Genomic DNA, 26,374 nt, shown 5'->3' on the forward strand with positions numbered 1-26,374 from the left:
AGGGAGGTTTATATGAAGATATTCGTTGATACAGCGGTGCTTGAAGAAATAAAGGCTGTCAAAGAAATGGGCATTTTAGATGGGGTAACCACTAACCCTACGCTGGTCTCAAAAACTGGAAAGCCCTGGAAAGAGGCCATCCTTGAAATTTTAAAAGAAGTGCCAGATAAACCGGTTTCTGTTGAGGTAATTGCCACTGATTGTGAAGGCATTAAGAAAGAAGCCAAGGAGCTGGCGAAACTTGGGCCCAATGTGGTGGTGAAAATCCCCTGTATTGAAGAGGGCTTAAGGGCCATTTCTGAGATGCACCGTGAGGGGGCCAAGGTAAAAACCAATGTAACCCTTGTGTTTTCGCCTCTTCAGGCCCTGCTGGCCGCCAAAGTAGGGGCTACTTATGTTTCTCCTTTTATTGGCCGTATAGATGACATTTCTTACGACGGCATGCAGGTGCTGGAAGAAATCGTTGATATTTATGACTTCTACGGCTTTGAAACGGAGATTATTGCCGCCAGCATTAGACATGTTGACCATGTGCGCCGTTGTGCCGCTCTGGGAGTGGATATAGCCACTATTCCTTTTAAGGTTATCAAACAGATGTACCGCCATCCCCTGACGGACAAGGGTCTTGAGCGCTTCCTGGAAGACGCTAAAAAGGCAGGTATAAGTATTTAGCATTGCCAGGTTAACGCTTTCTTAAAACGGGTTTAGCCTCAAAAGAGGTAACATGGATTTAACCGTAAAAATAGCTGGCCTTACCTTTAAAAATCCGGTGCTTCTGGCTTCAGGCACCTGGGGTTTTGGGGAAAAGCTTAAGAATTATCTGGACTTATCTTCTCTGGGTGGCCTGGTTACCAAAGGTATTTCGCTAAAACCACGGGAAGGTAACCCGCCACCCAGGATTGCAGAAACTCCCTGCGGCCTGATAAATGCCATTGGCCTTGAAAACCCGGGTGTAGAAATATTTAAAAAGCATGTCCTTCCACCAATACTTGCCTGGAAAACCCATGTATTAGTAAACATTTTTGGTGAAACTATAGACGAATTCCTGGCTGTAGCCGAAGCCCTTAAAGACGAACCCATTTCAGGGCTTGAATTAAATGTTTCATGTCCTAATGTGGCCAAGGGAGGCCTTGCCTTTGGCCATGACCCGGCTACGGTCAAAGCCCTGGTGGAAGAGCTAAGAAAAACTTACCCGGGCTTTCTGGTGGTAAAGTTGCCTCCAGTAGGCCCGGTCTTAGAGGTGGCCCGTACGGTGCTTGAGGCAGGGGCTGACGCTTTAACCGTGGCCAATACTTATCCGGCCCTTGCGGTTGACCTTACGAATCGCCGCCTGGCCCTTGGCCGCGGAACAGGCGGCCTCTCAGGCCCGGCTATAAAACCTCTTACCCTTAAGCTGGTTTATGACCTTTATCGGGAACTAAAAGCCCCTATCTTTGGTTGCGGGGGTATAACTTCGGGAAGAGACGTCCTGGAATATATTTTTTGTGGAGCTAAAGCCGTGCAGGTGGGCACCGCCACCCTTCTTGACCCTGAAAACCCTGGTAAAATCCTGGCAGAGATTGAGCAAGAGCTTGAAAAACTTGGTGAAACCAGGTTAGAAAATCTTTTCGCCGGGCTTTTTAAATCTAAACATTGACTTTTCTCAACCTCAGGGCATTGAGAACTACAGAAACTGAACTCATGGCCATGGCTGCGGCAGCTATGGCTGGCGAAAGCCTGATGCCCCAAAAAGGATAAAAAATACCAGCCGCCAGAGGGATAGCCAGAACATTATAGCCAAAAGCCCAGAACAGGTTTTGCTTGATAATCCGCAGGGTGGCCCGCGAAAGTTTAACGGCTTTTACCACGCCGCGGAGGTCTGGCCGTATTAGGGCAATATCTGCCGCCTCAAGAGCAATATCTGTTCCAGAGGATACAGCCAGCCCGCAGTTTGCTTCAGCCAGGGCAGGAGCATCGTTTATACCGTCTCCTACCATGAGTACTCTGCGCCCCTTGTTTTTTAGTTCTTTTATTTTTTCCTGTTTCCCATGCGGTAAGACCTCAGCCCAGTAACCATCAAGGGAAAGCTCTTGCGCAATGGCTGCGGCGGTCTTTTCCTGGTCGCCGGTTAACATGTAAACTGAAAGGCCGAGCTTTTTAAGGGCGTTAACGGTTTCCTTGGCTTCATCTCTAAGGGTGTCAGCTAGGCCTATAATCCCTAAAACTTCCTTCTCTAGGGAGACTAAAACCACTGTATGTCCCTTTTTAGTTAGCCTTTCAAGGCCTTTAATGATTTCTTGGGGTAACTCAAGGTCCTCAAATAAAGAAATTTTTCCAATGCGGGCCTCTTTTCCCTGAACCCGACCTATCATTCCCTTCCCCGGGATAGCCTTAATATCTTGAGCCTCAGGAGGCGAGAAATGTTTGGCTTTTTCAAAGATGGCTTTTGAGAGTGGATGTTCAGAATATTTTTCAAGGGCCCCGGCTACCTGAAGAAGGGTTTCTATTTTCTTGCCAGGGGCAGGAATCAGGTCTTTAACTTTGGGTTTTCCCAGGGTAAGGGTGCCGGTTTTGTCAAACACACAGGTATTAACCCGGGCGGCCTCTTCAAAAGCCAGGGCGTTTTTTACCAGCAGCCCTTCTCCTGCGGCCCGGCCAATAGCCACCATCACCGCGGCTGGAGTGGCCAGCCCCAGAGCACAGGGGCAGGCTATCACCAGGACAGACACAAAAACCAGCAAAGCATTAGTTAGTTTGGGGTGAGGGCCAACGGTGTACCAGATGCCAAAAGTTATCAGGGATATGGTTATCACTGACGGCACAAAAATGCCAGCTACTTTATCAGCCAGACGCTGGATGCGGGCTTTAGAGCTCTGGGCTTCTTGTACAAGGCGAGCAATGGTGGCAAGAACTGTATCCCGGCCTACTTTTTCCACTTTTACCTTAATTACTCCGTGAAGATTGACGGTGCCACCTATCACTTTGTCTCCTGGCTTTTTTTCAGCCGGAAGGCTTTCACCAGTTAACATGGACTCATCTACGGTGCTCTCCCCAGAAATAATTTCTCCATCGGCGGGAATTCTTTCTCCCGGGCGGACAATTACAATATCCCCGGGTATTAAAGCCTCAACTGGTACTTCTATTTCCTGGTCATGGCGAACTAAACGAGCAGTTTTAGGGGTAAGGTCAAGGAGTTTTCTAACGGCTTCGCTGGCTTTGCCCCTGGCCTTGGTTTCAAGGTATCTGCCAATGAGGACAAAGGTAATGATCATGGCGGCCGAGTCGTAGTAAACATGTAAGGGGATACCCGCCGCTAAAAGGGGCTTCGGATAAAAGGTGACCAGAGTGGAGTAGAGATAAGCCGAAAGAGTCCCCATGGAAACTAGAGTATTCATGTCCGCAGCACGATGCTTTAAAGTTTTGGTTGCTTTTATCAGGAATTCAGAACCTGAAACAAACTGAACCGGCGTGGTCAGGGCAAATAAAAGCAAAAAGCGCCATTTTTCAGGGATGGCCAGCACAAAGGGAAAGAATTTGCCCATGGAAAGCACAAAAATAGGTATAACAAGGATCAGGCTTAAAATGAGTTTAAGACGAAGTTTCTGGAGATGGTCTTTTTCTTCTGAGGGGGTGACTTCTCTGGCAAGGCCTACGAAGGTATAACCTTCTTTTTCTATTGTTTCTCTAATTTCAGCCAGAGAAAGCTTTGACGGGTCAAAAAGGACTCTAGCGGTTTGGGCAGCAAAGTTTACCTGGGCTTCTTTTATTCCTTTAAGCTTTAAAAGAGCTTTTTCAATACGAGCGGCACAGGCAGCACAGTTCATGCCACTTACTTTAAAAATTATTTCTTTTTCTTTTGATATAGCCATACGGACCTTTTAGAGTGTCATCATGAGAAAAACAATCTGTTTAACTTTCCACCTGATAACCGGCTTCTTTAATAGCGGCTTTAATCTCATCCAGAGAAAGATCGTCTGGTTTATCAAGAGAGACCATACCGGTTTGTAAGTCCACCTTGACTTCTTTTATCCCTGGTAGTTCTAAAAGGGCTTTTTCAACCCTTTTTACACAATGCATACAATTCATACCTGAAACTTTTAGTTCTAAATTTGACATAATTTACTCTCCAAAATAATGTTTAAATCTTAAATAACTATTTTGAGGCAACGATGGTTGTTTTATCAGCTCCGGTGTTTCCGGTTTTAGAGTCAAAGGCGTAGGCCACCAGTTCATAATTACCGGGTTCTTCTAGTTTTATATAGGTTTCAAAACAGTTGCGTTTTCCACAAAAGGTAAGTTCCTTCCGGGAGACTATATTTTCTTCCTTTTTTATAAAGGCGGCAACTTCGTACATTTCAGGGGGCCAGTATGTTTTAGGGGCAATGGGGCAGCCGCACATAGGGGCCACGTGTACTTTTAAATGAACCTCGGTAGGAACACGCACCGAAGTAGGAGCTGGTGGCTCACAAATCCTTACCACCAGCCCGGGGAAGTCAAGAACAATTCCTTCGCCTTCAATGTGCTTCCCTGGCACTATCCAGGTGGTGATAGAGGCCTTGGCCATGGCCTGGGCCTGGCCATACGGTGCATAAGCTATTATTTCCACCAGGCGTGGTTCATCAAGATCAAGCCAGGCTATAAAGCCCGCGGTGTTCTCATCAGACAATGGGACCCCTCTTTGCCAGGGGGTAGCCATAATGCGTTTGGTGTCTCCGGTGGAACCTTTGATAATCCCCTTATCTAATATTTCTCCTGTTAAATAGTCTTTTACTATTACCAGGGCTCCACCCATGGTAGTGCCAATAAACTTGGCGTCTTTAGCCTTGGCCCTGATGACCACTTTTGTTTTCATTTGAGACCTCCTTTCCCAGGTTTTCTTCTAACCGCCCAAACGTAAAAATGTTTTCCTTCCTTTAAACCCACCCCAGTAGCTCCTTTGGTAAGATATAAAGCCCAGGCCCAGGTAGGCTCATAAAAACTGGTGGTAGAAGACCAGTAGAATTCTTTTACCTGTTTAAAGGGATGCCCTTGGGGAAGGGCCGGGTCAAAATGGGCACAATCAACCAGGGATTCAAGTTCGTTTATATTTGGAAGACGCCAATCAGAAAATCCCGCAAAATGCTTTTTGTTTAAGTCTTCAACAATTTTAAAGGCTTCTTCCCAGGTTACCAGGCCCTGAGCAAGGTCAGCCAGCTCTGTCCACATAAGGCCTGTTAAACGGTCCAGAACTACCTGGCCTTGCTTTTCAAAGCGGGGGACAGGCCACGAGAGGCCAGCTTGGTATTCGCCGTCTTGCCCTGTGTTCTTACAGGAAATTTTCTTTCCATCCACATTGAAACAGGTTTTCTGGCCGGTGGCAAAGAGTTTTAAGTTTTTGCCAGCTACTGGCCAGAGCAGGCGTTCTTCGTCTTTTCGGCTATAAAACATGCGTCCGCCGCCAAAGTGAATATTCCAGGCATAGCGGGGATTAATGGCGGCAGTGGTAGAAGTCCAGTACCAGCCGTGAAAGACATTTTCAAAAGGATGTTCAGGCTCTAAAACTGGATTTTTGGCTTCTAAATAAAGAAGACTTCTTAGTTCGCGGCGATTAGGGAGTCGCCAGTCCGTTCGGCCTAAAAATTTTTGGCGAGAAAGTTCTTTCACCTGCAAAAGGGTCTCTTCCCAGGACATAGGAAAGGGAAAAAGCAAAGCATCTTTTGGCCAGATAAGGCCTGTCAATAAGTCTTTAACTAGCTCGCCTTTTACTTTGAATCTAGGCGAGAGGTTTTCTCCGAAACGAAACTCCCCGTCCTGGCCAGTTCCTTTGCAAGGGATAATGTCTCCCACCAGATTATAACAATTTTTTTGCCCGGAAGAAATTATCATTGATCTTTGTCAAGAATATTTCTAATCTAAGTTAATATCAAAATTAGTTCTTGTTAAGAGTAGTATAGTTTATGAGGTGCTATCCAGGCGAGACTAATTGCGGCAAAAAGAAGATAGCGGGCACTTTCTTTTGCGTTATTTGAGAGCTACTAAAGTGGCGAAGCCTTCCACAGAATTATTTTTGCCGGGGATTGACATTGGTGGAGAAGGTTTTATGCTTTATATGCCTGCCAAAAAAAAGTTATTTTAGCTCTCCCAGTGAGCCTTCCTTTTAGGCAGGCATCAAAACAGAAAATTCCAGATTAATAGAGGTGGTCAGCAATGTCTGAAACACAGGAAACTTTAAAAGAGGCAGAAAATACCGAAAAAGAAGAATCACAGGAAGTTCTCTCGGACACCCAATCTGAAGCACAAGAAAAGCCAGAAGAAACTGAAGAATCGGAAGAAAAGAAGGAAGTGCCTCCTCCGTTAAGCCTTACAGAGTTACGTAAAAAGTCTCTTTCTGAATTACAGGAACTGGCTCAACAATATGGCCTTCAAGGCCCTCTTTCCATGCGTAAGCAGGAGATAATTTACGCTATCATTCAGGCCCATCTGGAACTTGGCGGCGAAGTTCGTGGCGAAGGTGTTCTTGAGGTCCTGCCAGAAGGCTTTGGTTTTTTGCGTTTCCCGGATTACAGCTATCTTCCCGGGCCAGATGACATTTATGTTTCTCCTTCTCAGATAAGGCGTTTTAACTTACGCACAGGAGATACCATTTTTGGCCTGATTAGGCCGCCTAAAGAGGGTGAGCGCTATTTTGCCTTGCTTAAGGTTGAGAAAATCAACTTTGAAAACCCTGAAAAAGCTCGTTATAAAATCCCTTTTGATAACTTAACCCCTATTTATCCCAACGAATGGCTGCGTCTGGAAACAGACCCTGATAACTTTTCAACCAGGATAATAGATCTGTTTGTTCCTATTGGGAAGGGTCAGCGTGGGCTAATTGTGGCGCCTCCCAGGACGGGGAAAACCATGCTACTTCAAAATATTGCCAATGGCATTGTCCGTAATCATCCTGAGGTATATTTGATTATTCTTCTCATTGACGAACGTCCAGAAGAAGTTACCGACATGGAAAGAAGTGTTCCTAACGCCGAAGTAATTAGCTCTACTTTTGATGAGCCACCCCAGCGTCACACCCAGGTAGCTGAAATGGTAGTGGAAAAGGCCAAAAGGCTGGTGGAACACGGCCGTGACGTGGTCATTTTGCTTGACAGCTTAACCAGACTTGCCCGGGCTTACAATACGGTAGTCCCCTCAAGTGGTAAGCTTCTTTCTGGTGGTATTGATGCCAATGCCCTGCACAAGCCCAAGAGGTTCTTCGGGGCAGCCCGTAATATAGAAGAAGGGGGAAGCTTAACTATTATTGCCACCTGCCTGGTGGATACTGGTAGCCGCATGGACGAGGTAATATTTGAAGAATTTAAAGGCACCGGTAACATGGAAATTCATCTCGACCGCAAACTGGCTGACCGTCGCATCTGGCCAGCTATTGATATTCACAAAAGTGGTACGCGTAAAGAAGAACTCCTGGTGCCACAAGAGGTGCTTAACCGGGTATGGATTTTACGAAAGCTGCTTTCTCCTCTTAACCCGGTGGATTGCATGGAGTTTCTCCTTGACAAGATGAAAGACACCAAAAATAATGCCGAATTCCTGGCAGCTATGAACCGTTAGCTTGCTAAAATCCCAATAACCTTTTTAAATTAAGGGCATAAAAGCTAGGAGGTTAGGAAATGAAAAAGGGAATTCATCCTGAGTATTATCCAAAGGCAGTGGTACGCTGTGCTTGTGGTAATGAAATTATTGTAGGTACTACCGTTCCTGAGATAAGGGTGGAAGTTTGCGCTAAGTGCCATCCGTTTTATACCGGAGAACAGCGCATACTTGACACTTCTGGGCGAGTGGAAAAATTTAAGAAAAAATATGCTGATTTTTACAAAAATATGGAAAAAGAAAACAAGTAAACTATGAGTTTCGCCGCTCATTATCTCAAAAAGTTAGACGAAGTTGAAAAACGTTTTGAAGAGCTTACCGCTCAACTGGGAGACCCAGCGGTGGTAAACGATAGGGAGAAGTACACCCAGATTGCCAGAGAACATTCTGAGCTCTCTGAAATAGTAGAAACTTACCGCCGCTATAAAAAAATTTTAAAAGATATTGAAGATAACAAAGAGCTTTTAGAAGACGCTGACGAAGAAATAGCCAAACTGGCGCGTGAAGAGCTAAAAGAACTTGAAGCTGAGCGGGAAGCCCTTGAGAAGCGTCTTATGCTTCTGCTGGTTCCTAAAGACCCAAACGACGAAAAGAATATCATGCTTGAGATAAGGGCAGGTACAGGCGGTGAAGAAGCAGCTCTTTTCGCCGCAGACCTTTTTCGTATGTATAGCCGTTATGCTGAGCGTAAAGGTTGGGAAGTGGAAATCCTTGACGTGAACCCCACCGGGCTTGGCGGCTTCAAAGAGATAGTAGCGATGATAAAAGGGAAGGGCGCTTATAGCCGCCTTAAATACGAAAGTGGGGTTCACCGGGTCCAGCGTATCCCTGAAACCGAAAGCGGCGGTCGTATCCATACTTCAGCGGTTACAGTGGCGGTGCTTCCTGAGGCCGAAGAGGTTGACGTGGAAATTCGCCCTGAGGACTTAAAGATTGACACCATGCGTGCCAGCGGTGCAGGCGGTCAGCATGTTAACAAAACTGAAAGTGCCGTGCGTATTACTCATATTCCTACTGGTATTGTTGTTTACTGTGCTAACGAGCGTTCTCAGCATCAGAACCGGGCCAAGGCCATGCAAATTTTGCGCACCCGTCTTTACGAGATAAAACTTCGCGAGCAGGAAGAAAAGATTCAGGCCGAACGCCGTAGCCAGGTAGGAAGTGGAGACCGCAGTGAACGCATAAGAACCTATAATTTCCCCCAGAATCGTATTACTGACCACCGCATTGGTTTGACTCTTTATAAGCTTGAACAAGTACTTGACGGCGACCTTGACGATATCATTGACAGTCTCATTACATATTATCAAACCGAGGCCTTGAAAGAACACGAACAGGTAGAAGAGGCTGCTTGATGAGCGCTTTTATAGAAAGCTATAGCTTTGGTAACATCGTCATAAAAGGTAATTCTTACAATAGTGATGTAAAAATTATTAACGGGGAAGTTAAGCCTAACTGGTGGCGGAAAGAAGGTCATCGTCTCTATCCTGAAGATATTACCGATATTCTTGAGTCAGATTGTAAAGTGCTGGTGGTTGGCACCGGGGCTTATGGAGTAATGAAAATTGACCCAACCGTTGAGGCGGCCTGTCAAGAAAAGGGCCTTAAACTTGAGGCTTATAAAACCAGCGAGGCTGTTAAAAGATTTAATGAATTAATGGCCAGCGGTGAAAAAGTAGCCGGTGCCTTCCACTTAACCTGCTAATCTTTGGGTGCATTGAGCTTTTCAATTAACTTGCGGCTTGGCTTAAAACGAATCTTTTTTCTGGAAGAAACGCTTATTTTCTTTTTGAGTTTGGGGTTATATAGATTTTTAGTCCTGGTGGTGTAGACTTTGAAACTGCCAAAACCCTGAAAAACTACCTTGCCGTCATTTTTGAGTTCATACTTAAGCGTTTCAAAAAAGGCCTCAACCCAAATAGAGGCTTCTCGTTTACTTATACGTAACCTTTTGGAAAGAAGCGTTATTAACTCGTGCTTAGTCATGAACTTTTAGGCCAAGGGGAAGGGCTTCACCGAATAATTTAGTGCGTTGAGTTTCTTCTATTTCCACTACTTTTTCTAACGGAAGATAATTTTCCATAGGCACATCCCAGGAAGCAAGTAATTCTTTGATAGCCAGCCTGGTTTCTTCTGGTAAATCAAGGGCTCTATCTCCACTCAAACGCCCTATATTAATTAACGCTTCTGCCCAGAGCCTGGTTATTTTTTCTGAAGTTTTTTGTTTTTTAAGGCGTGAGAGAATTTCTTCTACCAGTGGCTTGGCCTTTCCTGGTGGTACCACGGCATCAGCCGGGCCGTAAAGAAGAATTCGCGCGAGAAGTCTTGAAAGAACAAAGATGAAAAGCCTGTCATTTTTTTTGAGGACCTGAGGTAACACTTTTTGGGCCAGTTCATATTTGACTTCAGGGGAGAGCCTTTCAAGGTTGGCTACGCAAAGCCAGATTTCTCGCCTTTCCTGAGGAGAGATGCTGGGGGCCTTTTTTCCCTGGCTTGGTAATACAAAAGGCTTAATTTTAGCAAAGAGTTGTTCCTGTTTACCACGACTCAAGCCTCCAGCCACCCGGCGCCAGAATATCCACCATTCAAGCTGGACGGCTTTGTCTCTTTTATGATTTACTCCTTCAAAATAAAGCCCCCAGATTTTTCTCAGGCGAAAGGGGTCAGAAACATCACCATAACCCGGCCTCAAAAAGAAGCCCAAAAGATTAAACCAGCGGGCTTCATGGGCTGCTGATTTGGGGCGCCAGTGTTTATTTTCAATTAAGAAATCCGCCAGCTCCCTTATTAAAACAGTTGGCCAGCGGTCACGTTCCATTTCAAAGGCTTCTTCTAAGAGGTTCATTATCTGGGATAATATTTGGGCGTCTTTTTCAAAGGCCGTTTTTATCAGGTGCCTGGCCATTTCTATTTTTTCTTTTTCTACAGGAGGAGGTTCGGTTTCGGCCTTTTTGGCTACAATTACGCCCTCTGGTTCTTGGGCAACTTTTTTCTCCTGGCTCCTCAGGTTAAACTGAAGCCGCCAGCGATGAGGCGTCTCAAGAGAGCAACAGTAGATTTCAAGCACCCCTACTTCTGAAAGGAAAACTTCTATGCGTACCGGAATTTCTTTAAGGCCGGTTTTGCGGCCAAATTTAAGGGTAGTGGAAAGAGGAGGAAGTTCGGCAAAGCTTTCGTCAAGTTCAACCACATCTCCCAAAGAGTCCTTTCTGGTGGAAGAAGTGTAAAGGGGAAATTTTACCGGACGATTGGTCAAAACCTTAAAAGTCTTTGGAAGTTCAATCTTTTCACCTTCTTTAAGGCCCTTAGGAGCCAGGCAGACGGCCTTTGTTTTATCCCCTTCTTCTACTCCCAGATAATAGGCCCTGGGGAGGCCCCCGCCTACTCTTATGCCAAGGCCCTCTCTTACTAAACCGTAGTAAGCTGCGCCTATGGCCACTGCCAAATCTAAAGAGGTGGTTTCAAGGACTTTTAATGAGGAAAGATTGAACCAGCGGGCCACTTCTCCTTTAAGGCGTTCTCTTAAAATCGGCGGTTTTAAGGCCCCGCCATTAAAGAGGATTACATCTATTTTTTCAATTTTATTTTTGTAAAGAAAGGCTCCCAGGTGCCTGGTGATGGCCTGTTCGCGGGCGTAAGGAAGCCCCCAATCACGCATACCTCTTGGCACTGATTCTACTCTGGCTAACGTCTGGTTAAAGGCTACTTCCGGAAAAAAGTCTTTGAGGATAAGAGAGAGCACTTCTTCGCGGGTGATTCTTGCCACTAAAGTGTCAGCTATAAGGGCTCGGCCACGGCCAGTTAGCCTTACGGCATCTTCCTCCGGGCCGTCAGGGGAAAGCAGGCGTTCTTTCAGTTCCCGACAGAGAAAAGTAAGAGTCTGAAATCTGGCAAAGTCAAGCCGTTTGGTAGGAAGTTTTTTCTCTGCCAGCTTGGCCAAAGCCAGGTCAATGTTATCTCCGCCAAGGAGAATGTGGTCTCCTACGGCAATGCGCTCAAGATAAGGGCCTTCTTGCCCTTCGCGCACTTCCACCACGGTAAAGTCACTGGTGCCCCCACCTATATCACAGATGAGTACATGCTCACCAGGCTTAAGTTTTTCATGCCAGTCTTTTTCATTTTGAGAAAGCCAGGCGTAAAGGGCGGCTGTTGGCTCTTCCAGTAAAACCACTTGAAGCCCGGCTATTTCTGCGGCTTTAAGGGTGAGCTCGCGGGCTACTTCGTCAAATGAGGCCGGCACAGTGAGAATTACCACCTGGTTTTCCAGCCGTTTTTCAGGGTCGTCTTTGGCTATTTCGTAATTCCAGGCCTCTTTAAGGTGCTCCAGGTAGCGCGCTGAGGCCTCAACAGGAGAAACTTTTTCTACGTCTTCTCCTGAGCCCCAGGGAAGAATTTTGGCCGTGCGGTCAACTCCTCCGTGGCATAGCCAGCTTTTGGCCGAAGATACCAGGCGTGAAGGCACAAGGGCGCCGTGGTCCCTGGCATACGTCCCCACAACAAAACGGCGTGAACTATCCCAGGGAAGCCCGAGGTCTTCTTCAGCCTCAATCTCCCCGGGGAGATAAAGAAAAGACGGCAGCGTTTCTCTTTTCCCAATACGCCCGGCTCCTACCAATTGCGGGATTTGGAAAACCTTTACTTTAAGTTCTGGCCCGGTTTCTTTAAGGTCAGCGTAAGCCAGAGCACAATTAGTAGTACCCAGGTCTATGCCTACTACGTAACGCGGCATCTACTTGAGAATCTCCTTTATTTTTCTTAATAAGTCCTGGGGTAAGTAGGGCTTATGTAAAATCTCAAAATCATTTCTTTTAAGGGATTTAGCTAGCGTTTCTTTATCAACGTATCCGGTAGTTATCAAAGTGGGGCCTTTTATAAGATTTTCTTCAAATAAATCACAGGCAGTGCCATCTGGTAGCTGACAATCAACTACGTGAAAATCAAATTTTTTTTGAGAAAGTATTTCGCGGGCCTCTTTCAAAGTCCTGGCGAAAGTGAGCTTAAAATTTGGCGCCATGATAGAAAAAAACTCTTCAAGCATTTCTGCTATCAATTTTTCGTCTTCAATTATTAGAATTTCTTTTTTACTCACTTTACTTTTTGCGCCAGTTTTTGTTTTAATTCCTCGCCTTTGGTGCGATAGGCTTCAAGCCTATTTAACGCATTTACCAAGGCTTTTAGGCCCGCGGCTACAATGTCGTAATCTTTGCCAAGGCCAGCTACCCTTTTCCCTTGAAAGTCTTCAATTACCACTCCGCACACCCCTAAAGACTCTGTGCCTTTACCTACAGCGTCTATGTGGAAGTCAACCAGACGTAAGTCTTTCTCAGATGAAAGGGCTTTTTCCGCGGTTCCCATGAAGTTATATCCCAGGGCTTTAGCTACGGCTTTAAAAGCAGCGTCTATAGAACCTACACCTACTTCAAAGGCTACTCGCTTTTCCTGTTTGTTATCTAAAATTTCCACCTGAGCCAGAGGTTTCAAAGGAGCTCCATAAAGGCTTGATACGTAAGCGGCCTGAACTTCATAGCGGTATTCATTTTCTAAGAATTCGTCAAGTAAGACGCCTTCAAGATATTCATCATGAACCGTGCGCAGGACATCTTTAACTTCCTGGCGGAAGCGTTCAAAGACTTTGGCTAAGTCTTCAGATGAAAGCTTCCAGCCACGGCTTTCAAGCTTAAATTTTACCGCATGGCGCCCAGAGTGTTTGCCAAGTACAATGGCACTTCCTGTCCAGCCGACTTCTTTGGGGTCCATGATTTCGTATGTGCCACGATGCATAATAACTCCATGCTGATGGATACCTGATTCGTGGGCAAAGGCATTAGCCCCTACGATGGCCTTGTTTGGCTGAACCATCATACCAGTTAATTTTGATACCAGCTGGCTGGTGGGCACAATTTGAGTAGTATCAATGCGGGTTTCAAGAGGATAACCCAGAGTTTTTTCAAAGAAGTCCTGCCTGGTTTTAAGGGCCATCACAATCTCTTCCAGAGCGGCGTTTCCAGCCCGCTCCCCTATGCCGTTTACCGTACATTCTATCTGTCTTGCTCCAGCCAGAAGGGCTGACAGAGAGTTAGCCACAGCGAGACCCAGGTCATTGTGACAGTGCACGCTAAAGCAAACTTTGCCCTCGGCAAAGAGGTCATAAAGGTCGGCCTTTTTCAGGGCTTCTACCAAATGGCTAATCAATTCATAATATTCTTGAGGAACGGTATAGCCCACGGTATCAGGAATATTTACGGTAATAGCTCCAGCCTTTATCACTTCAACTACCACCCGGGCCAGGTAATCCCAATCACTACGGGTGGCGTCTTCAGCGGAAAACTCCACCAGAGGAGTATATTTTTTGGCGTACTTGACGGCTTCTACCGCAAGTTCCAGTACTTCTTCACGGCTTTTGCGCAACTTATATTGCAAATGAATGTCAGAGGTGGCGATAAAAGTATGTATGCGAGGAGCCTTAGCCCCTTTTATCGCCTCCCAGGCTGTGTCTATATCTTTCTGGTTGGCTCGGGCTAGGGCTGCTACCTGGACGTCTTTTACGGTTTCAGCAATGGCCTTTACTCCTTCAAAGTCACCAGGAGAAGCTACGGGAAAGCCTGCTTCTATTACGTCAACCTTGAGCCTTTCAAGGGCTCTCGCAATTTCTTTTTTTTCTTCAACGGTAAGAGAGACCCCTGGAGATTGTTCCCCGTCTCTTAAAGTGGTGTCAAAAATATAAACACGTGAAATCATATACGCCTCCTTTGTTCGCAAGATTAACGGTGTATTTAGTTAAAGGCAATGAGTTGAGTCAAATTTACTGGATTTCAGATGAGACCTGGACAGCTTCCCCCCGCCTGGCGCGGAGGGCAAGAAGGAGTGGCCCTGAAAGGGCGTAGAGCAAAAAGCCGATAAATAGAGTCAGTGGTGGTTCAGCGGCCATGACCGTTAAAATCAAGACGAAAAATACCAGGGCATAAAAAGGATGTTTTTCGGCAAAAGTTAACTTTTTAAATGAAAAATAAGGGGCATTGCTTACCATCAAATAGGAAATCATATAGACCATTATCAAAATGGCTATATGTTTAACCGGTTGTTCCAGACCAAACCACAGGGAAAAAAGCACGGTTGACGCCATAAGGCCTGCTGCTCCAGGGCTTGGAAGCCCGGAGAAATAACTGCTTTCCTTAGCAGCCTGGACGTTGAATTTGGCCAGCCGTAAAGCCGCACAGGCTACGTAGAGAAAGGCCGCCAGCCACCCGTAACGGCCATAAGTCTGAAGGGCAAAGGTGTAAACCAGGATAGCCGGTGCAACGCCAAAGGAAACTAAATCGCAAAGGGAATCATATTCAATGCCAAAACGGCTGGTACTCCCCGTATAACGGGCCACACGGCCGTCTAAAATGTCAAAAATCATGGCTACCAGAATAGCTACCGCGGCTTTAAAAAAGTCTCCCTGAATGGCGGCCACCAGACCATAAAAACCACAAAACAAATTACCCGTGGTAAAAAGATTTGGCAGAAGATAGATACGATTTTTATTTTTCCGCTTTTTTCTACTCATTGCTTGCCCAGGGATATAACACCAGGGGAGATTCCCCGGCTCTCACTTTATGCCCCATATTAACTAATATTTTGGCTTTTTCTACCGGGATAAAAAGTTCAACTCTTGAACCAAACTTTATCATGCCAATTCTTTCGCTGGCCAGGAGTTCATCTCCTTTTTTGACAAAAGGCACCGTGCGCCTGGCAAGGAGTCCGGCTACCTGGACCAGCAAAAGGGGAACTCCATCTAAACGTTCCAGAGCATAATACCGTTTTTCGTTTTTTTCAAAGGCTTCTTCTTTGTCAGCTGGAAGATACTTCCCCAGCTCGTGCCATATATCAACTACCCGGCAGGTGGCTGGAGCGCGGTTAACATGGACATCACACACGTTCATAAAGATACCTATCTGGTAGGCCTCGGTATTCAAAAATTTATCTTCTTTTACTTTTTTGATGGCCACAATACGGCCGTCAGCCGGAGAAACTATGATATTCCGGTCAAAAGGTGGATAGCGATCTGGATCACGAAAGAACCAGGCAAAAGCAAGAGAAGCCAGGGCCCCTCCGTAAAGCAAGTCTTTTCTTTTAGTAAAGTGCCCTAAGACTGCTCCTAAAATCCCGGGAGCAACTACAAATGGAAGGCCTTCTTTATTTATCATTATCTTTACTCCTTTTTTCAAGCATTTGCCAGAAGGCTTTTAATTCTTTTTTAAGTTTTTTAAATAAATTTTGGGCCTCAGCCAGGCTAACAGCTTTCTCTAAATTAAAAGCTAAAACATGGGCTTCTTCAAGGAAAATCGTAGCACAGGCCCCTTTTAATGAGTGAGCCTTTTCCCTGACTGTATCTATTTCTCCAGAAGAAAGGGCCTTTTCAATTTCTTCGGTTAATTGCTTAGACGAAAGATAAAATATCTCAAGGAGTTCATTTAATTCTTCTGGTTCAAGTTCCTGAAGCAGTTTTTCACGTTGCCATTTAACCATGGTCTTTTAATCGGAAGAACTAAACGTTTCTTTTAAATGTATTTCTCCGCCACCTAACACTTTGTCTTCCTGGTATGCCACGGCAAACTGCCCTGGGGTAACAGCTTGTTGAGGTTTTTTAAAGATAACTTCAGCTTCTTTTTCCGTATAAAATTTTATAGTGGCAGGAGCTTCTTTATGGCGATAGCGAATCCTTACGTTGGCTTCCAGTTCTTTTTGACGATATGCATCACATATTAGATGAAATTTTTTTACGAGGAAACGCTCACAGCGTAAATATTTTTTAGGCCCAATGATTACCCGATTTTTTGGGGCATCAATGGCTACCACATAATAAGGCCTTCCCAGGCGCACTCCAAGGCCGCGGCGCTGACCTATAGTATAGGCGTAAATACCCTGGTGTTTTCCTACTATGCGCCCGTCAACGGTGACTATCTCCCCAGGGGGAAAGTCTTCTTCAGTGAAAAGTTCACGATAATCTCCTTTTATAAAACAGGCTTCCTGACTTTCTGGCGAAGTAAGACCGAAAAGGCCAAGTTTTACTATTTCTTTTATAACGTCTTCTTTGCGCCATTCCCCAAGAGGGAAAAGGGCTTTTGAAAGCTGATGCTGATTAAGTAAGGCCAGAAAATAAGATTGCTCTTTACCAGGGTCTTTACCTTTTAAAAGTTCAAAACAGTGATTGGTTTCGTTAAAAATTACACGGACATAATGACCAGTGGCTATTTGGGAGGCTCCCAATTTTTGAACTTCTTCTAAAAGTAGCCCAAACTTAATTTCTCTATTGCAGATTATACAAGGGTTGGGAGTTAGCCCCTGACGGTAACTCTTTCGGAAATAGCCGATAATTTTTTCTCTAAAAGGAAGGGTCAGGTCAACTATTTTTAGGTCTATCTTTAGTGCTTCAGTCAAACGTTTAACGCGAGCAATTTCTTTTTCTGGATCTTTAGGGGAGAAAAGGGCAAAAAGGCCAAAAATATTTTTCTTTTGTTTTTTTAAAAGATGAGCGGCAAAGGTGCTGTCCACTCCGCCGCTCATGGCTACGGCTATCATCTAACTTGCTTCTACAAGCTCCTTATGAAAATGAGCTTCCATAGCACGAACAATACAGGCTGGCATACAAAGTTCACAACCGGTGCAGCGTTCAGGGTCAAACTTTACTTCCATGGTCTCTCGGTCAACATACAGGGCATTGGTGGGGCAGACAGCTGTGCAAAAACCACAGTGAATGCATTTTTCTTCGTTTTTGCGAATTTCCTGGCTTATAGTCTTCACTTCCACGCCAAGCTCACGCAAAAAAGCAAGACCTTTATTAAACTGGGTGGGATGTCCGGCAAGCTCCATCACCATAAGGCCTTCTTTGCCAGGGAGTATGGTGGCCTTTAATATGTTGAAGGACAAATCAAACTCTTTAACCAGCTGATAGACAATGGGTTGCTCTACCACTTCAGCGGGAAAGCGTAATACTAGAATCTTTTTATACATTGACTCTTCCTCCTTTTAGATAAGCCCTGTAAGGGGTTATATCAAAAGCTGGGTCTAACATCTGAGCTTTTTCAAAATAACTTTCTGCTTCTTCTTCATGCCCTATAGAGGCCAGGCAAACACCAATGTTGGCATAATCAACAGCAGCCTGGGGATTAAGGGCTACCGCTTGCCAGAAGGCCTCAAGAGCAGCCTCAGGTCTTTTTTGCTTGAAACGAGCAGTGCCTAATATGTTCAAAAGTTCTGGGAGCCTTTGGTAGGTGAGGCCTTTTTCCGCTATTTTTTCGGCTTTCAGAAAGTCTCCACTTTGGAGATAGGCGTGGGCCAGGTGACAGTAAATAGCCGCCAGGTCATCAAACTTGGGGTTTAGTTTCAAGGCCTTTTCAAGAAAGGTGATAGCTTCCTTATAATAGCCTAAACTGGTTAAAACTTGTCCTAAATGGGCGGCTACGTAATATCTTTCAATTTCCTGGTCAATGGCCCTAAGAATAAAAAGAGACTCTTCTGGAGGCGAAAATAAAGCCACTGTTCTTACCAGTTGATAAAGTGGATTCAAAAAGATTCTTTGCCGAAAATGAATACCTGGAATTATGGCATAGACTGCCGGAATATTAAGTTCCGGGTGGGTTATATCCACTAAATACAACTTGAATCCTTTTTTCTCAAGTTCTTGGGCCAAATTTTTCAATTCTTCAGCATGGTCATCAGCGGATATATCTGGCAGGGCTGTAAGGGGAACGCTTCCTTTTGAATCAATAATTATTGATGCTTCTTCTAGGGTTTCATATTTGGGAAGTCCACTTTCTAGATATTTTCCATCGGTGTCAAAATCTCCAGCAAGCTGGGCCACTTCAGTCAAGGCCCTGATTAAGGCCCTTTCAGGGCTGGTAGCAGTACCTGCGGTATATACAATTTCTGAGCGATGAGGAAAGGTTTGCGGGTCATAGGCCAGGGCCGCAATGGTAGGCACTGGCATATCAAAAGAAATATCCCGCAGAAAAAGCTTAACCCCAAGACGCTTGAAACAGGTAAGTAGCTCCTGGGCTTCTTGGCTTATCCGGTCAGGAATTACTTCAGGGAAAGGGGCTTTGGGCTCACTGGCAAGAGCCGAGGTGTGACGTTCTATAAGTTCACAGGTAGCCTGCACAGATGCTTCAGCATAGGTATTACCAGCGGCAGAGCCATTGTATTCGTAGAGTAACCAGAACCAGTAAAAAGGAATTTTGATGGTTTTTCCACTTGTTACCTCAAATGCTTCGGCTAAATGAAAGGGGACTACTGGTAAAAACTTTCGGCATATATCTTTGGCTTTATTATCTTCATCTGGGTCAATAACTGAAGTAATTAAAACTTCTAAAGGAATGGTATTTTCCTCGTTTAAGTTTCCTACAGGAAAGGTTTCGTTTTTTACAGTGGAAAAGAGCGAAAAACGCTCTACAAGTTCCATAAGGGCACTGGCCTTGGCTAGCGTTTCTGTAGAGCCTTTGCCCATTTGTTTGATGTTTCCGGTAATTTTAATCCCTTTGGCGCCGTATAGGCTCAGATAAACAGGTATTTCCAGACGGCCTTTATCTATGCGTTTAAGCTCAGAAAATATTTCTGTCCCAAATGCCCTGAGTTTTTTTTCTACTCTGGATATAGTTTCTTCAGGTGGAGCAGTTTTATCGGCTATTTTTTTAGGTGAAGGGGCTAAAAACTTCTGCTTCATAAAAATTCCTCCAAAAACGTTCTTATTATACACCTTTTACTTTTGCAATAAACTCAAGAGAAACGTTTTTTCTAAGTTTAACCAAAGATTAAGAAAAATGAAGTAATTTACTAGGAAATAAAAATGATAAATACAGAACAATTTTGACTTTTCCTTATTCCAGAAATATTTTCCAGAGCTTTTCTACCTGCCTCCATTAATATCACTGAATTCATCAGCGGTTGAGTGGATTTACTACCTCCGTGGTTCTCTGTCTTACGATATAAACATGGTGGTGCGTAGGCTTTTGGCCTCCAGAAGTTCCTGGATGGTGCGAATGTTGTAGCCGTCATCAAGGAGGTGTGTGGTGAAGCTTTACCGTTGGGAAGGCTTTCCTCTTTGGCCTTCCGTAAAGCTTTCTTAACGGCCTGTTGCACCACACCAGGGCACCGAGATAGATGTGATGCCGATGCATTTAAGTAAGAGAAATGGCAAGACAGGGCTCCCTGAAGACCTATGTTAAGTGCAGAGGTAGTGAGAAAGAATATCAGTGGGCCAGAGGATGTTTTTTTGGTTTAGTAGAAATCCTTGGAAAATTTAAGTCTAACCAAGAAGGGGCTCTTTATTGACAGTCAAGGTTATAAAATGGCCTATAGATAAAAAGTTCTCTAATAAAGTTTTTCAACGGAGCGGCGTAACGGCCGGCTGTGGCCGGCCGTTGAGTTTTGGCGTTATGTGGCTATTAAGCTACTTTAATTTCAATCTTTTTAGGTTTCTGGGTTTCTACTTTAGGGAGGAAGATACGCAAAACTCCTGCGTCCATAGAGGCTTCCACTTTATCAAGGTCAAACTCAGGGCCAATGGTAAAGGCCCTGAAGTATTCGTTGCCCCGTAATTCTGCGTAAAGAGGTTGTACATCTTCGCCAGGGAGGTCAACAATTTCTCCCTTCATCTGAAGTATGTTTTCTTCAATCTTTACTTCTACGCTATCTTTAGTCACCCCGGGCATATCTGCTACCAAGATAAGGCCGTCTTCGGTTTCGTATATATCAACCGGCGGAATCATAGGCCTTTCACGGCGCACCGCCGGAGCCTGTTCCTCACGGGTAGCCAGTTCTTTGGTTTCTTTTTCATTCATACCTATCCCTCCTTTCTTTTAAAATTTTAGCTGGTTTTTACTTCTATCTTTTTAGCTTTCTTTTCTTCGCGCTTGCCAATACGTACTTTGATGATACCGTTCTGGTAAGTAGCTTCTACTTGAGAAGCATCTATTGACTCAGGCAGAGACACCGCCCTGGTGAAACGTCCATTAAAACGTTCCTGACGGTAATATCTTGCTGGGTCAACCTTTTCTACTTTTAAGGCCTTAGAGGCGTCACGCTCACCGCTTATAGAAAGGATGTTCCCTTCAATGGAAAGGTCTATCTTATCAATTTCAATTCCTGGCGCGAAAAGATAGACATAAACGGCGTCGTTGGTTTCACCAATGTTGATTACCGGGAAGGTTCCCCGGGCTACAGTGCGCATAGGCACAAAGGGACTTGCCATCTCTAAAAGGCGGTCCACTTCTTCCTGTAATCTTTCAAATTCCCTAAAAGGATCGAAAAAATCTAAACCCCAACCGATAGGCATTGCTTACCACCTCCTTTTTAGATTTTTCTTTAGCTAGTAGAGAAAATAAGCACATCTTTTAGGCAGGCAAGGGGTTGACTTTTGGGCTTTGCGTCAAAGCTTTGTTACTTTATTATGAGTTTGAAATCTTTATGAGGAGGCAGAAATGTTGCTGGCAGTGGTAAGTGATAGTCATGATGCTATTCCTAATCTTAGTAAAGCGGTAACCCTTGCCAATGAAAAGGGAGCTCAGATTCTGATCCATTGTGGAGACTTAATTTCTCCCTTTATGTTGCTTGAGCTTGGCAAATTTAAAGGCGAAGTACACTTCATTCTAGGCAATAATCCTGGAGATATCTGGCTACTTATGAATAAACTGAAAGAGTTTCCTGGGATACATTGTCACGGCCAGCAAGCCTTTTTGTCGGTGGCTGGTCTAAATATAGCAGTGGTTCACTTTCCAGCTGTGGCTGAAGGCTTAGCTGCTACTGGTAAGTACGACGTGGTTTTTTATGGCCATACCCACGAATATGATGAACAAAAAGTGAATCAAACCTTGCTTCTAAACCCAGGGGAAATTCTTGGTAAAAACGGGCCACCTACCATGATGTTTTTTGATACCGAAACCAAAACCGTAACCAAGGTGGTACTTGATGAGAGTGGCCGTTGATACCGGAGGCACCTTTACCGATTTTGTGGCAGAAGTTGACGGGAATCTTCTGACTCATAAAGTATCTTCAACCCCGCAAGATCCTTCGCAGGCGGTTTTGGAAGGTCTTTCTGCGCTTAACGCTAGGGTCCCTAAGGTTTTACTTCACGGCACCACGGTGGGGACGAATGCTTTTCTTACCAGGAAGGGAGCAAGAGTTTTACTCATAACTACTAAAGGTTTTGAAGATATTATTTTTATTGGTCGCCAAAATAGGCCTAAGCTTTACGATTTTTTTGTGGAAAAGCCTCGGCCCCTTTTGAGGCCTTCTCAAATTTTAGGTCTGGCTGAGCGTATAAATGCCAAAGGAGAAATAATAAAAGGCCTTTCCCAGGAGGAGCTTGAACTTTTAAAGCGCTTTGTTGAAAAGAAAAATTTCCAATCGGTGGCTGTAAGCTTTTTACACTCATATATAAATCCCATTCACGAACAGAAAGTAAAAGAGGCCCTGCAGAACAGTGGCCTTCCTATTTCTCTTTCCTCGGAAATTCTTCCTGAGTTTCGCGAGTTTGAACGCACTTCTACCACTCTTGTTAACGCCTATCTTTCTCCGGTTATGGCGGCCTATGTGGGAAAACTATCCCGGGAACTGCCAGATACCAGAATTTTTCTCATGCAATCAAGCGGAGGTCTTATGCCTGCTGAGGCTGTGGGCAAAAGGGCCGCGTCAACCTTGCTTTCCGGGCCTGCAGCCGGTGTTTACGGGGCCTTTTCCTTAGCAAGGAAATTAGGGCGAGAAAAGATAATTACTTTTGATATGGGAGGCACTTCTACAGATGTTGCCCTGTGTAACCAGGGGCCTACCTATACTTATCAATACACCCTGGAAGGTTATCCTGTTCACTTGAAAATGATAGACATTCACACCATAGGAGCAGGTGGTGGGTCGCTTATCTATTTTGACAAGGCCAGAGCCTTAAAAGTAGGGCCTGAAAGTGCTGGAGCCAATCCTGGTCCTGCCTGCTATAACCGCGGCGGCACAGAGCCCACCGTCACTGATGCCAACCTAATTTTAGGGAGACTACCTGCTCAATATTTCCTGGGTGGGCGATTAAAGCTTTCCAAAGAATTGGCTAAAAAGGCTTTTGCTCGTTTAGCTCAAAGACATAATTTTAGCATTGAAGAGCTGGCCCTGGGGGCCATGGAAATAGTTAATACCAATATGGAACAGGCGATAAAGAAAGTTTCTGTAGAAAAGGGCCTTGACCCTCAAGATTTTACCCTGGTGTGTTTTGGGGGAGCAGGGGGGCTCCACGCTACTTCTCTGGCTGAAAGACTGCGTATAAAAGAAGTTCTTGTGCCGCGATTTTCAGGCGTTCTTTCCGCCCTGGGTTTGCTCCTGGCAAGGCCTTCTTTTGATTTTTCAAAATCTATTTTTTTGCAAGACGAAGAAGTGGCTTTTGAATACATTTTACCGCTTATTGAGGAGCTGGCCGCAAAGGCTTTAAAAGAGCTTGCCCGTTATGGCTATTATCAGAAGGATTTGCGTGTTGAAGCCCATTTAGATATGCGATACAAAGGGCAATCTTATGAACTTACCGTGCCTTTCACTTACGATTTTAAAGATAAATTTCATGTTCAGCACCAGCAGTTATATGGTTACAGTATGCCTCTAGCTCCTCTAGAAATTACTGCTATTCGCTTGAATTTTTCGGCAGATCCACCTTCATTTGAGTTACCTTTGGTTTCAGGTGAAAATTTAACCCCTGTAGGTAAAGAGATGGTGCTTCTAGCCGACGGGAAGAAAACAGATGTTTCTGTGTTTTTGTGGGAAGAGCTTCCCCCTGATTCAGAAATAAAAGGCCCTGCCCTTGTGGTGGGGGCCTTTGCCACTATTTGGATTGAGCCCTATTGGCGGTCTTCAGTAGATAAATTTGGAAATATTTGGTTAACCTATAACTAGATGTTATATTTTTATCAATTAGCTGTCATTTACGAGTGAAGCGAAAAGTTCCTGAGATGCTTTGGTACTTCTCCTCTCCTTGCAGTGAGGTTATGGCAGCTTAGGAATTAATAAACGCAAAAAGGAGGCCACCATGAAAAGTCTTTTATGTTTTTTTATCTGGCTCTTTCTATTAGCTTCACCAGCTTTAGCCGAGCAGATTAAAATTGCCATTTTACCTTTCAAGATAAACGCTAAAGAAGATTTATCTTACGTACGTGAAGGCATAGAAGACATGCTGAGTACCCGCTTATATGACCCTGGTAAAGTAGTGGTGCTTGATAAAAGTGAAGTGGAGAAAGTTTTAAAAAATCAAAAGAAGCCTCTTAATACCGATGTGGCCAAAAAAATTGGAGAAATGTTAGGGGCTGATTATGTAGTTCTGGGAAGTATTACCTCTTTTGGCCAAAAAGTAAGCATTGATGCCAAGCTTATTCCAGTAAAAGAAGAGAAATCCCCTCTAGCCATTTATACTTACACTAATTCTCTTGATGAAATCATTCCCAAATTAGATGAATTTGCCCAAAAAGGTCTGGCTTTTGTAGAAGGAAAACCTTTTACCTCTGATATTAAGTTAGCCAGGCCTTCAAAGCCAGCTAGTTTAACCCCTTCTACTGGTATGGCGGGAAATGTTTTCCCTGCGGTTACTCCTTCCAGGCCATCTTTACAGGCTGGCGCTGGCCAGGTTGGCGCTGTTTATCAACCAGTTTCTCCTCCTGCTCAACCACAGTTCCCTCAGGAACCTTCCAAAATGCATCCCGAAAGGGTCTTCAGGAATAATAGTCAGCAAATGGTGAATCCAGCTGCCGCTCCACCTCAGCAACCGCCTTCGCCTCCTTCTCAAGTTTATGCCTCAACTCCTAATAAATATTACGATGTAGATTCATGGCCAGATTACCGCCCTGAGGCTGTGACTCCTCCTGTGGTTCAGAGCCCCCCACAAGAGGAAAAAAAGAAAAAGGGGTTCTGGTCAAAGCTTCTGCCATGGAATTGGTTTGGTAAAAAAGATGAGGAAGAGGTGGTTATCACCCCTAAAGGAAGTGTGCCACTGCCACCTCCACCACCTCAATCCCCAGTTCCGCAAAATAATCAGCCTTCAATTGAAGCCCAGGTTCCACCTCCTTCTTCGTCATCTGATCAGGGTAAGACCTGGGAATGGTACTAAGATATTTTTGAAATACAGGTTTGACGGCCTCAAAGGTAATATTCTTTAAACAAAGCCCCCCGCAAATACGGGGGTCTTTGTTGTTTTTTAGGCATTCACAGCTGGTTTGTACTACTAACACGTGGCCAAAAGGTGCCCAGTTTTGCCATCTGGTAGGGCCAAAAAGGGCCAGAGTGGGAAGGCCTAAAGCGGCGGCTAGATGGGAAAGCCCTGAATCATGCCCTAGGAAAGCAAGACCTTCTTTTAGTTTCTGCCAGGCCATTTCTATGTTTTCCAAAATAACGTAAGAATCTTGGGGCAATTTATTCTTTAAATCTTTTTCACCTGGGCCCAGGAGAAATAAAGAATTAAAACCCGAGTTCTTCAAAAAAGTATATACATCCAACCAAAATTTGATTGAAGCGCACTTAAAAGAACCGCCGCCTCCTGGATGTATAAAAATAAAACGGCCTTTAGGGAGGTCTTTTTCAAGAAAAAGGTCTTCCTTAGTAAAGGCTAAAGAACCTACTTTTTGCCATTGAACGAGAGCTAGGTGTTTTTCTAGTTCTGGTGGCCTGGAGGGAATCTTTTGCCAGGGAAATCCAGAGAGGCTTGTCAAAAGTTCTTCTAGTTCTTTTTGGTGGCTAAAAACATAAGCTTTATTAAGCTTCATTTTAATTTTTTCCAAAAGGGAAAGGCTGGTAGGCCAGGCCTCATCTACCAGACCTACCTTTTTGAAAATAATTCGTGCCTCATGGCGGGCAAAAAGTATTATTTTTTGCCGGGCATATTTTTTTCTTAAGGCCCTTATGGCCAGACGTGCTATTAGTAAGTCCCCCAGGGCCCCTTCATGCCACAGAGCAATCATTACTCTGCTGGATATCCGACCGAGGCTATGTAAACCACAGTTTCTTCTTCTCCGTCTAAACCAAGAATTTGATTGACTTCGTCGTCAAAAAAGGCCCCTATTGGGCAGGCTCCAAGGCCCATGGCCGTGGCCGCTAGGAGTACGTTTTGGCAAATATGAGCCACATCCATAAAAATATAACGTACCCCCCTGGAACCATATTTGCTCATAGTACGGCGAGGAATTACTGACCAAACGAAAACCAGCGGTGCTTTGGCACACATGTATTGGGAAAGAGAGGCCTCGGCTAAAGCTTGACCAAATTCGCCTTGAGCCAGCTCCTCTAAAACGAAATCTTGAACTTCAAGATGATAGATGCCAGGGGCAATATCCAGAGCACGATTAATAAAAAGATAAGTTTCTACGGGATAAAGAGCACCTGCTGAAGGGGCGGTGCGGAGAAGATAACGTCCTGCCCTGGCAGTCACTCCCTGAGCGGCAAAACAAAGGAGAGAAATTTCTTCAAGGCTTAATGCCTGAGGAGTATATTTCCTAATGGACCGACGTTCTATTAAGGCCTTCCAGAAATTTTCCGGCTCGAAAAGAGGCTTTGGCAATGGAACTTTAGGGGCCTCAGGATAAACCTTAAACCATGGAGCTGGAGCGATGTTTTCTCTTTCTCTTTTTAGGAGTTCTAAGCGGTCATGTTTGGTAGCTTGTAAAAACTTAAAGCCCAAAGAATCACGGTAGCCAGGCATAAAAGCCTCCTATTTTTTTATTTTACTTTACCAAATTTTTTAGTAAGGGGGGGTATTGACAGATTGTGGGAGGTGGTT

Annotated in this window: 27 protein-coding genes and 1 pseudogene; 10 read left to right on the forward strand and 18 right to left on the reverse strand. The window is 44.7% G+C overall.

The window, feature by feature from the left end; genetic code table 11:
- Positions 1–12: 12 nt before the first annotated feature.
- Both fsa and TH606_RS01375 read left to right on the forward strand, forming a co-directional pair.
- Positions 13–672 carry a fructose-6-phosphate aldolase gene (fsa, locus tag TH606_RS01370; protein ID WP_068540859.1) on the forward strand — a complete coding sequence of 220 codons (660 nt, stop codon included), beginning with the start codon at positions 13–15 and terminating at the stop codon, positions 670–672.
- Between the two features lie 52 nt (positions 673–724).
- On the forward strand, positions 725–1,636 hold the full coding sequence (locus TH606_RS01375; RefSeq protein WP_068540862.1) for a dihydroorotate dehydrogenase: 912 nt from the start codon (positions 725–727) through the stop codon (positions 1,634–1,636).
- Here TH606_RS01375 and TH606_RS01380 read toward each other — a convergent pair.
- Genes TH606_RS01380 through TH606_RS01395 form a run of 4 tightly spaced genes read right to left on the reverse strand, consistent with a single transcriptional unit; the run spans position 1,626 to position 5,844 of the window.
- Positions 1,626–3,848 carry a heavy metal translocating P-type ATPase gene (locus tag TH606_RS01380; RefSeq protein WP_068540864.1) on the reverse strand — a complete coding sequence of 741 codons (2,223 nt, stop codon included), beginning with the start codon at positions 3,846–3,848 and terminating at the stop codon, positions 1,626–1,628. The two genes, TH606_RS01375 and TH606_RS01380, sit on opposite strands and share 11 nt — an antisense overlap.
- Positions 3,849–3,888: 40 nt before the next feature.
- Positions 3,889–4,095: a heavy-metal-associated domain-containing protein gene (locus TH606_RS01385; RefSeq protein ID WP_068540866.1), complete on the reverse strand. Its 207-nt coding sequence runs from the start codon at positions 4,093–4,095 to the stop codon at positions 3,889–3,891.
- 37 nt (positions 4,096–4,132) lie between these two features.
- A complete protein-coding gene (locus TH606_RS01390) occupies positions 4,133–4,831 on the reverse strand; it encodes a hypothetical protein (protein WP_068540869.1) in 699 nt (232 codons plus the stop codon).
- A complete protein-coding gene (locus tag TH606_RS01395; protein WP_068540872.1) occupies positions 4,828–5,844 on the reverse strand; it encodes an Lcl C-terminal domain-containing protein in 1,017 nt (338 codons plus the stop codon). Before TH606_RS01395 ends, TH606_RS01390 begins: the two co-directional genes overlap by 4 nt.
- Before the next feature lie 97 nt (positions 5,845–5,941).
- Between TH606_RS01395 and TH606_RS11460 the strand changes: the two genes are divergently transcribed.
- From TH606_RS11460 to TH606_RS01415, 5 genes are all read left to right on the forward strand, one after another.
- Positions 5,942–6,094 carry a hypothetical protein gene (locus TH606_RS11460; protein WP_157627829.1) on the forward strand — a complete coding sequence of 51 codons (153 nt, stop codon included), beginning with the start codon at positions 5,942–5,944 and terminating at the stop codon, positions 6,092–6,094.
- A gap of 71 nt (positions 6,095–6,165) precedes the next feature.
- Complete coding sequence (rho, locus tag TH606_RS01400; protein WP_082863454.1) at positions 6,166–7,563, forward strand: transcription termination factor Rho; 1,398 nt, start codon at positions 6,166–6,168, stop codon at positions 7,561–7,563.
- A 59-nt stretch (positions 7,564–7,622) separates the two neighbouring features.
- Positions 7,623–7,853 (forward strand): 50S ribosomal protein L31, encoded by a 231-nt coding sequence (rpmE, locus tag TH606_RS01405; protein ID WP_068540874.1) that lies wholly within the window; start codon positions 7,623–7,625, stop codon positions 7,851–7,853.
- Positions 7,854–7,856: 3 nt separating this feature from the next.
- Positions 7,857–8,957 carry a peptide chain release factor 1 gene (gene prfA, locus TH606_RS01410; RefSeq protein WP_068540877.1) on the forward strand — a complete coding sequence of 367 codons (1,101 nt, stop codon included), beginning with the start codon at positions 7,857–7,859 and terminating at the stop codon, positions 8,955–8,957.
- Positions 8,957–9,307 (forward strand): Mth938-like domain-containing protein, encoded by a 351-nt coding sequence (locus tag TH606_RS01415; protein WP_068540879.1) that lies wholly within the window; start codon positions 8,957–8,959, stop codon positions 9,305–9,307. The genes prfA and TH606_RS01415 overlap by 1 nt, the downstream gene beginning before the upstream one ends.
- Here the strand turns inward: TH606_RS01415 and TH606_RS01420 are convergent.
- The 12 genes from TH606_RS01420 to TH606_RS01475 form a co-directional block, all read right to left on the reverse strand.
- A complete protein-coding gene (locus TH606_RS01420) occupies positions 9,304–9,588 on the reverse strand; it encodes an HU family DNA-binding protein (protein WP_068540881.1) in 285 nt (94 codons plus the stop codon). The genes TH606_RS01415 and TH606_RS01420 overlap by 4 nt on opposite strands.
- The gene (locus TH606_RS01425; protein WP_068540884.1) at positions 9,581–12,331 is read right to left on the reverse strand and encodes an Hsp70 family protein; all 2,751 of its coding nucleotides are present in this window, start codon (positions 12,329–12,331) and stop codon (positions 9,581–9,583) included. The genes TH606_RS01420 and TH606_RS01425 overlap by 8 nt, the downstream gene beginning before the upstream one ends.
- Positions 12,332–12,691: a response regulator gene (locus TH606_RS01430; protein WP_068540887.1), complete on the reverse strand. Its 360-nt coding sequence runs from the start codon at positions 12,689–12,691 to the stop codon at positions 12,332–12,334. It lies immediately after the preceding gene.
- Positions 12,688–14,340 (reverse strand): 2-isopropylmalate synthase, encoded by a 1,653-nt coding sequence (locus TH606_RS01435; RefSeq protein WP_068540889.1) that lies wholly within the window; start codon positions 14,338–14,340, stop codon positions 12,688–12,690. The genes TH606_RS01430 and TH606_RS01435 overlap by 4 nt, the downstream gene beginning before the upstream one ends.
- A 64-nt stretch (positions 14,341–14,404) precedes the next feature.
- Entirely contained in the window at positions 14,405–15,151 is a 747-nt protein-coding gene (gene pssA, locus TH606_RS01440) for a CDP-diacylglycerol--serine O-phosphatidyltransferase (RefSeq protein WP_157627830.1), read from the reverse strand.
- Positions 15,144–15,791 (reverse strand): phosphatidylserine decarboxylase, encoded by a 648-nt coding sequence (locus TH606_RS01445; RefSeq protein ID WP_068540891.1) that lies wholly within the window; start codon positions 15,789–15,791, stop codon positions 15,144–15,146. Before TH606_RS01445 ends, pssA begins: the two co-directional genes overlap by 8 nt.
- A complete protein-coding gene (locus TH606_RS01450) occupies positions 15,781–16,113 on the reverse strand; it encodes an Hpt domain-containing protein (RefSeq protein WP_068540893.1) in 333 nt (110 codons plus the stop codon). The genes TH606_RS01445 and TH606_RS01450 overlap by 11 nt, the downstream gene beginning before the upstream one ends.
- A 6-nt stretch (positions 16,114–16,119) precedes the next feature.
- The gene (gene mnmA, locus TH606_RS01455; protein ID WP_068540895.1) at positions 16,120–17,166 is read right to left on the reverse strand and encodes a tRNA 2-thiouridine(34) synthase MnmA; all 1,047 of its coding nucleotides are present in this window, start codon (positions 17,164–17,166) and stop codon (positions 16,120–16,122) included.
- The gene (locus TH606_RS01460) at positions 17,167–17,598 is read right to left on the reverse strand and encodes an NIL domain-containing protein (protein ID WP_068540897.1); all 432 of its coding nucleotides are present in this window, start codon (positions 17,596–17,598) and stop codon (positions 17,167–17,169) included.
- Positions 17,591–19,306, reverse strand: coding sequence for a YcaO-like family protein (locus tag TH606_RS01465; RefSeq protein ID WP_068540900.1), 1,716 nt, complete (start codon positions 19,304–19,306; stop codon positions 17,591–17,593). Before TH606_RS01465 ends, TH606_RS01460 begins: the two co-directional genes overlap by 8 nt.
- A gap of 721 nt (positions 19,307–20,027) precedes the next feature.
- Positions 20,028–20,423 carry an Hsp20/alpha crystallin family protein gene (locus TH606_RS01470; RefSeq protein ID WP_068540903.1) on the reverse strand — a complete coding sequence of 132 codons (396 nt, stop codon included), beginning with the start codon at positions 20,421–20,423 and terminating at the stop codon, positions 20,028–20,030.
- 26 nt (positions 20,424–20,449) lie between these two features.
- A complete protein-coding gene (locus TH606_RS01475) occupies positions 20,450–20,917 on the reverse strand; it encodes an Hsp20/alpha crystallin family protein (protein ID WP_068540905.1) in 468 nt (155 codons plus the stop codon).
- Between the two features lie 145 nt (positions 20,918–21,062).
- On the opposite strand from TH606_RS01475, the gene TH606_RS01480 reads away from it, so the two are divergent.
- The 3 genes from TH606_RS01480 (at position 21,063) to TH606_RS12030 (ending at position 24,712) form a co-directional block, all read left to right on the forward strand.
- Positions 21,063–21,566, forward strand: a complete 504-nt coding sequence (locus TH606_RS01480; protein WP_068540908.1) for a YfcE family phosphodiesterase — start codon at positions 21,063–21,065, stop codon at positions 21,564–21,566.
- Positions 21,550–23,508 carry a hydantoinase/oxoprolinase family protein gene (locus tag TH606_RS01485; RefSeq protein WP_068540910.1) on the forward strand — a complete coding sequence of 653 codons (1,959 nt, stop codon included), beginning with the start codon at positions 21,550–21,552 and terminating at the stop codon, positions 23,506–23,508. The genes TH606_RS01480 and TH606_RS01485 overlap by 17 nt, the downstream gene beginning before the upstream one ends.
- A gap of 133 nt (positions 23,509–23,641) precedes the next feature.
- Entirely contained in the window at positions 23,642–24,712 is a 1,071-nt protein-coding gene (locus TH606_RS12030; RefSeq protein WP_082863455.1) for a CsgG/HfaB family protein, read from the forward strand.
- Positions 24,713–24,827: 115 nt separating this feature from the next.
- Here the strand turns inward: TH606_RS12030 and TH606_RS11850 are convergent.
- Together TH606_RS11850 and TH606_RS01495 are read right to left on the reverse strand one after the other, a co-directional pair.
- Positions 24,828–25,559 (reverse strand): annotated as a pseudogene (locus tag TH606_RS11850) (glycosyltransferase family 9 protein); the annotation flags it as partial.
- Positions 25,559–26,296, reverse strand: a complete 738-nt coding sequence (locus tag TH606_RS01495; protein WP_068540915.1) for a SagB/ThcOx family dehydrogenase — start codon at positions 26,294–26,296, stop codon at positions 25,559–25,561. The pseudogene TH606_RS11850 and the gene TH606_RS01495, both read right to left, overlap by 1 nt.
- Positions 26,297–26,374 lie beyond the last annotated feature (78 nt).

The sequence above is a fragment of the Thermodesulfatator autotrophicus genome, from assembly GCF_001642325.1.
Taxonomy (GTDB): Bacteria; Desulfobacterota; Thermodesulfobacteria; order Thermodesulfobacteriales; family Thermodesulfatatoraceae; genus Thermodesulfatator; species Thermodesulfatator autotrophicus.

Bases quoted from the DNA above. Each gene is read 5' to 3' on its own strand.
- TH606_RS01375 (WP_068540862.1), top strand. From the start codon at position 725: ATGGATTTAACCGTAAAAATAGCTGGCCTTACCTTTAAAAATCCGGTG.
- TH606_RS01450 (WP_068540893.1), bottom strand. From the start codon at position 16,113: ATGGTTAAATGGCAACGTGAAAAACTGCTTCAGGAACTTGAACCAGAA.
- TH606_RS01475 (WP_068540905.1), bottom strand. From the start codon at position 20,917: ATGCCTATCGGTTGGGGTTTAGATTTTTTCGATCCTTTTAGGGAATTT.
- TH606_RS01495 (WP_068540915.1), bottom strand. From the start codon at position 26,296: ATGCCTGGCTACCGTGATTCTTTGGGCTTTAAGTTTTTACAAGCTACC.
- TH606_RS01385 (WP_068540866.1), bottom strand. From the start codon at position 4,095: ATGTCAAATTTAGAACTAAAAGTTTCAGGTATGAATTGTATGCATTGT.
- TH606_RS01480 (WP_068540908.1), top strand. From the start codon at position 21,063: ATGTTGCTGGCAGTGGTAAGTGATAGTCATGATGCTATTCCTAATCTT.
- TH606_RS01390 (WP_068540869.1), bottom strand. From the start codon at position 4,831: ATGAAAACAAAAGTGGTCATCAGGGCCAAGGCTAAAGACGCCAAGTTT.
- TH606_RS12030 (WP_082863455.1), top strand. From the start codon at position 23,642: ATGAAAAGTCTTTTATGTTTTTTTATCTGGCTCTTTCTATTAGCTTCA.
- rpmE (WP_068540874.1), top strand. From the start codon at position 7,623: ATGAAAAAGGGAATTCATCCTGAGTATTATCCAAAGGCAGTGGTACGC.
- pssA (WP_157627830.1), bottom strand. From the start codon at position 15,151: ATGAGTAGAAAAAAGCGGAAAAATAAAAATCGTATCTATCTTCTGCCA.
- TH606_RS01435 (WP_068540889.1), bottom strand. From the start codon at position 14,340: ATGATTTCACGTGTTTATATTTTTGACACCACTTTAAGAGACGGGGAA.
- TH606_RS01420 (WP_068540881.1), bottom strand. From the start codon at position 9,588: ATGACTAAGCACGAGTTAATAACGCTTCTTTCCAAAAGGTTACGTATA.
- prfA (WP_068540877.1), top strand. From the start codon at position 7,857: ATGAGTTTCGCCGCTCATTATCTCAAAAAGTTAGACGAAGTTGAAAAA.
- fsa (WP_068540859.1), top strand. From the start codon at position 13: ATGAAGATATTCGTTGATACAGCGGTGCTTGAAGAAATAAAGGCTGTC.
- TH606_RS01415 (WP_068540879.1), top strand. From the start codon at position 8,957: ATGAGCGCTTTTATAGAAAGCTATAGCTTTGGTAACATCGTCATAAAA.
- TH606_RS01445 (WP_068540891.1), bottom strand. From the start codon at position 15,791: ATGATAAATAAAGAAGGCCTTCCATTTGTAGTTGCTCCCGGGATTTTA.
- TH606_RS01380 (WP_068540864.1), bottom strand. From the start codon at position 3,848: ATGGCTATATCAAAAGAAAAAGAAATAATTTTTAAAGTAAGTGGCATG.
- rho (WP_082863454.1), top strand. From the start codon at position 6,166: ATGTCTGAAACACAGGAAACTTTAAAAGAGGCAGAAAATACCGAAAAA.
- TH606_RS01465 (WP_068540900.1), bottom strand. From the start codon at position 19,306: ATGAAGCAGAAGTTTTTAGCCCCTTCACCTAAAAAAATAGCCGATAAA.
- TH606_RS01425 (WP_068540884.1), bottom strand. From the start codon at position 12,331: ATGCCGCGTTACGTAGTAGGCATAGACCTGGGTACTACTAATTGTGCT.
- TH606_RS01460 (WP_068540897.1), bottom strand. From the start codon at position 17,598: ATGTATAAAAAGATTCTAGTATTACGCTTTCCCGCTGAAGTGGTAGAG.
- mnmA (WP_068540895.1), bottom strand. From the start codon at position 17,166: ATGATAGCCGTAGCCATGAGCGGCGGAGTGGACAGCACCTTTGCCGCT.
- TH606_RS01470 (WP_068540903.1), bottom strand. From the start codon at position 20,423: ATGAATGAAAAAGAAACCAAAGAACTGGCTACCCGTGAGGAACAGGCT.
- TH606_RS01395 (WP_068540872.1), bottom strand. From the start codon at position 5,844: ATGATAATTTCTTCCGGGCAAAAAAATTGTTATAATCTGGTGGGAGAC.
- TH606_RS01485 (WP_068540910.1), top strand. From the start codon at position 21,550: ATGAGAGTGGCCGTTGATACCGGAGGCACCTTTACCGATTTTGTGGCA.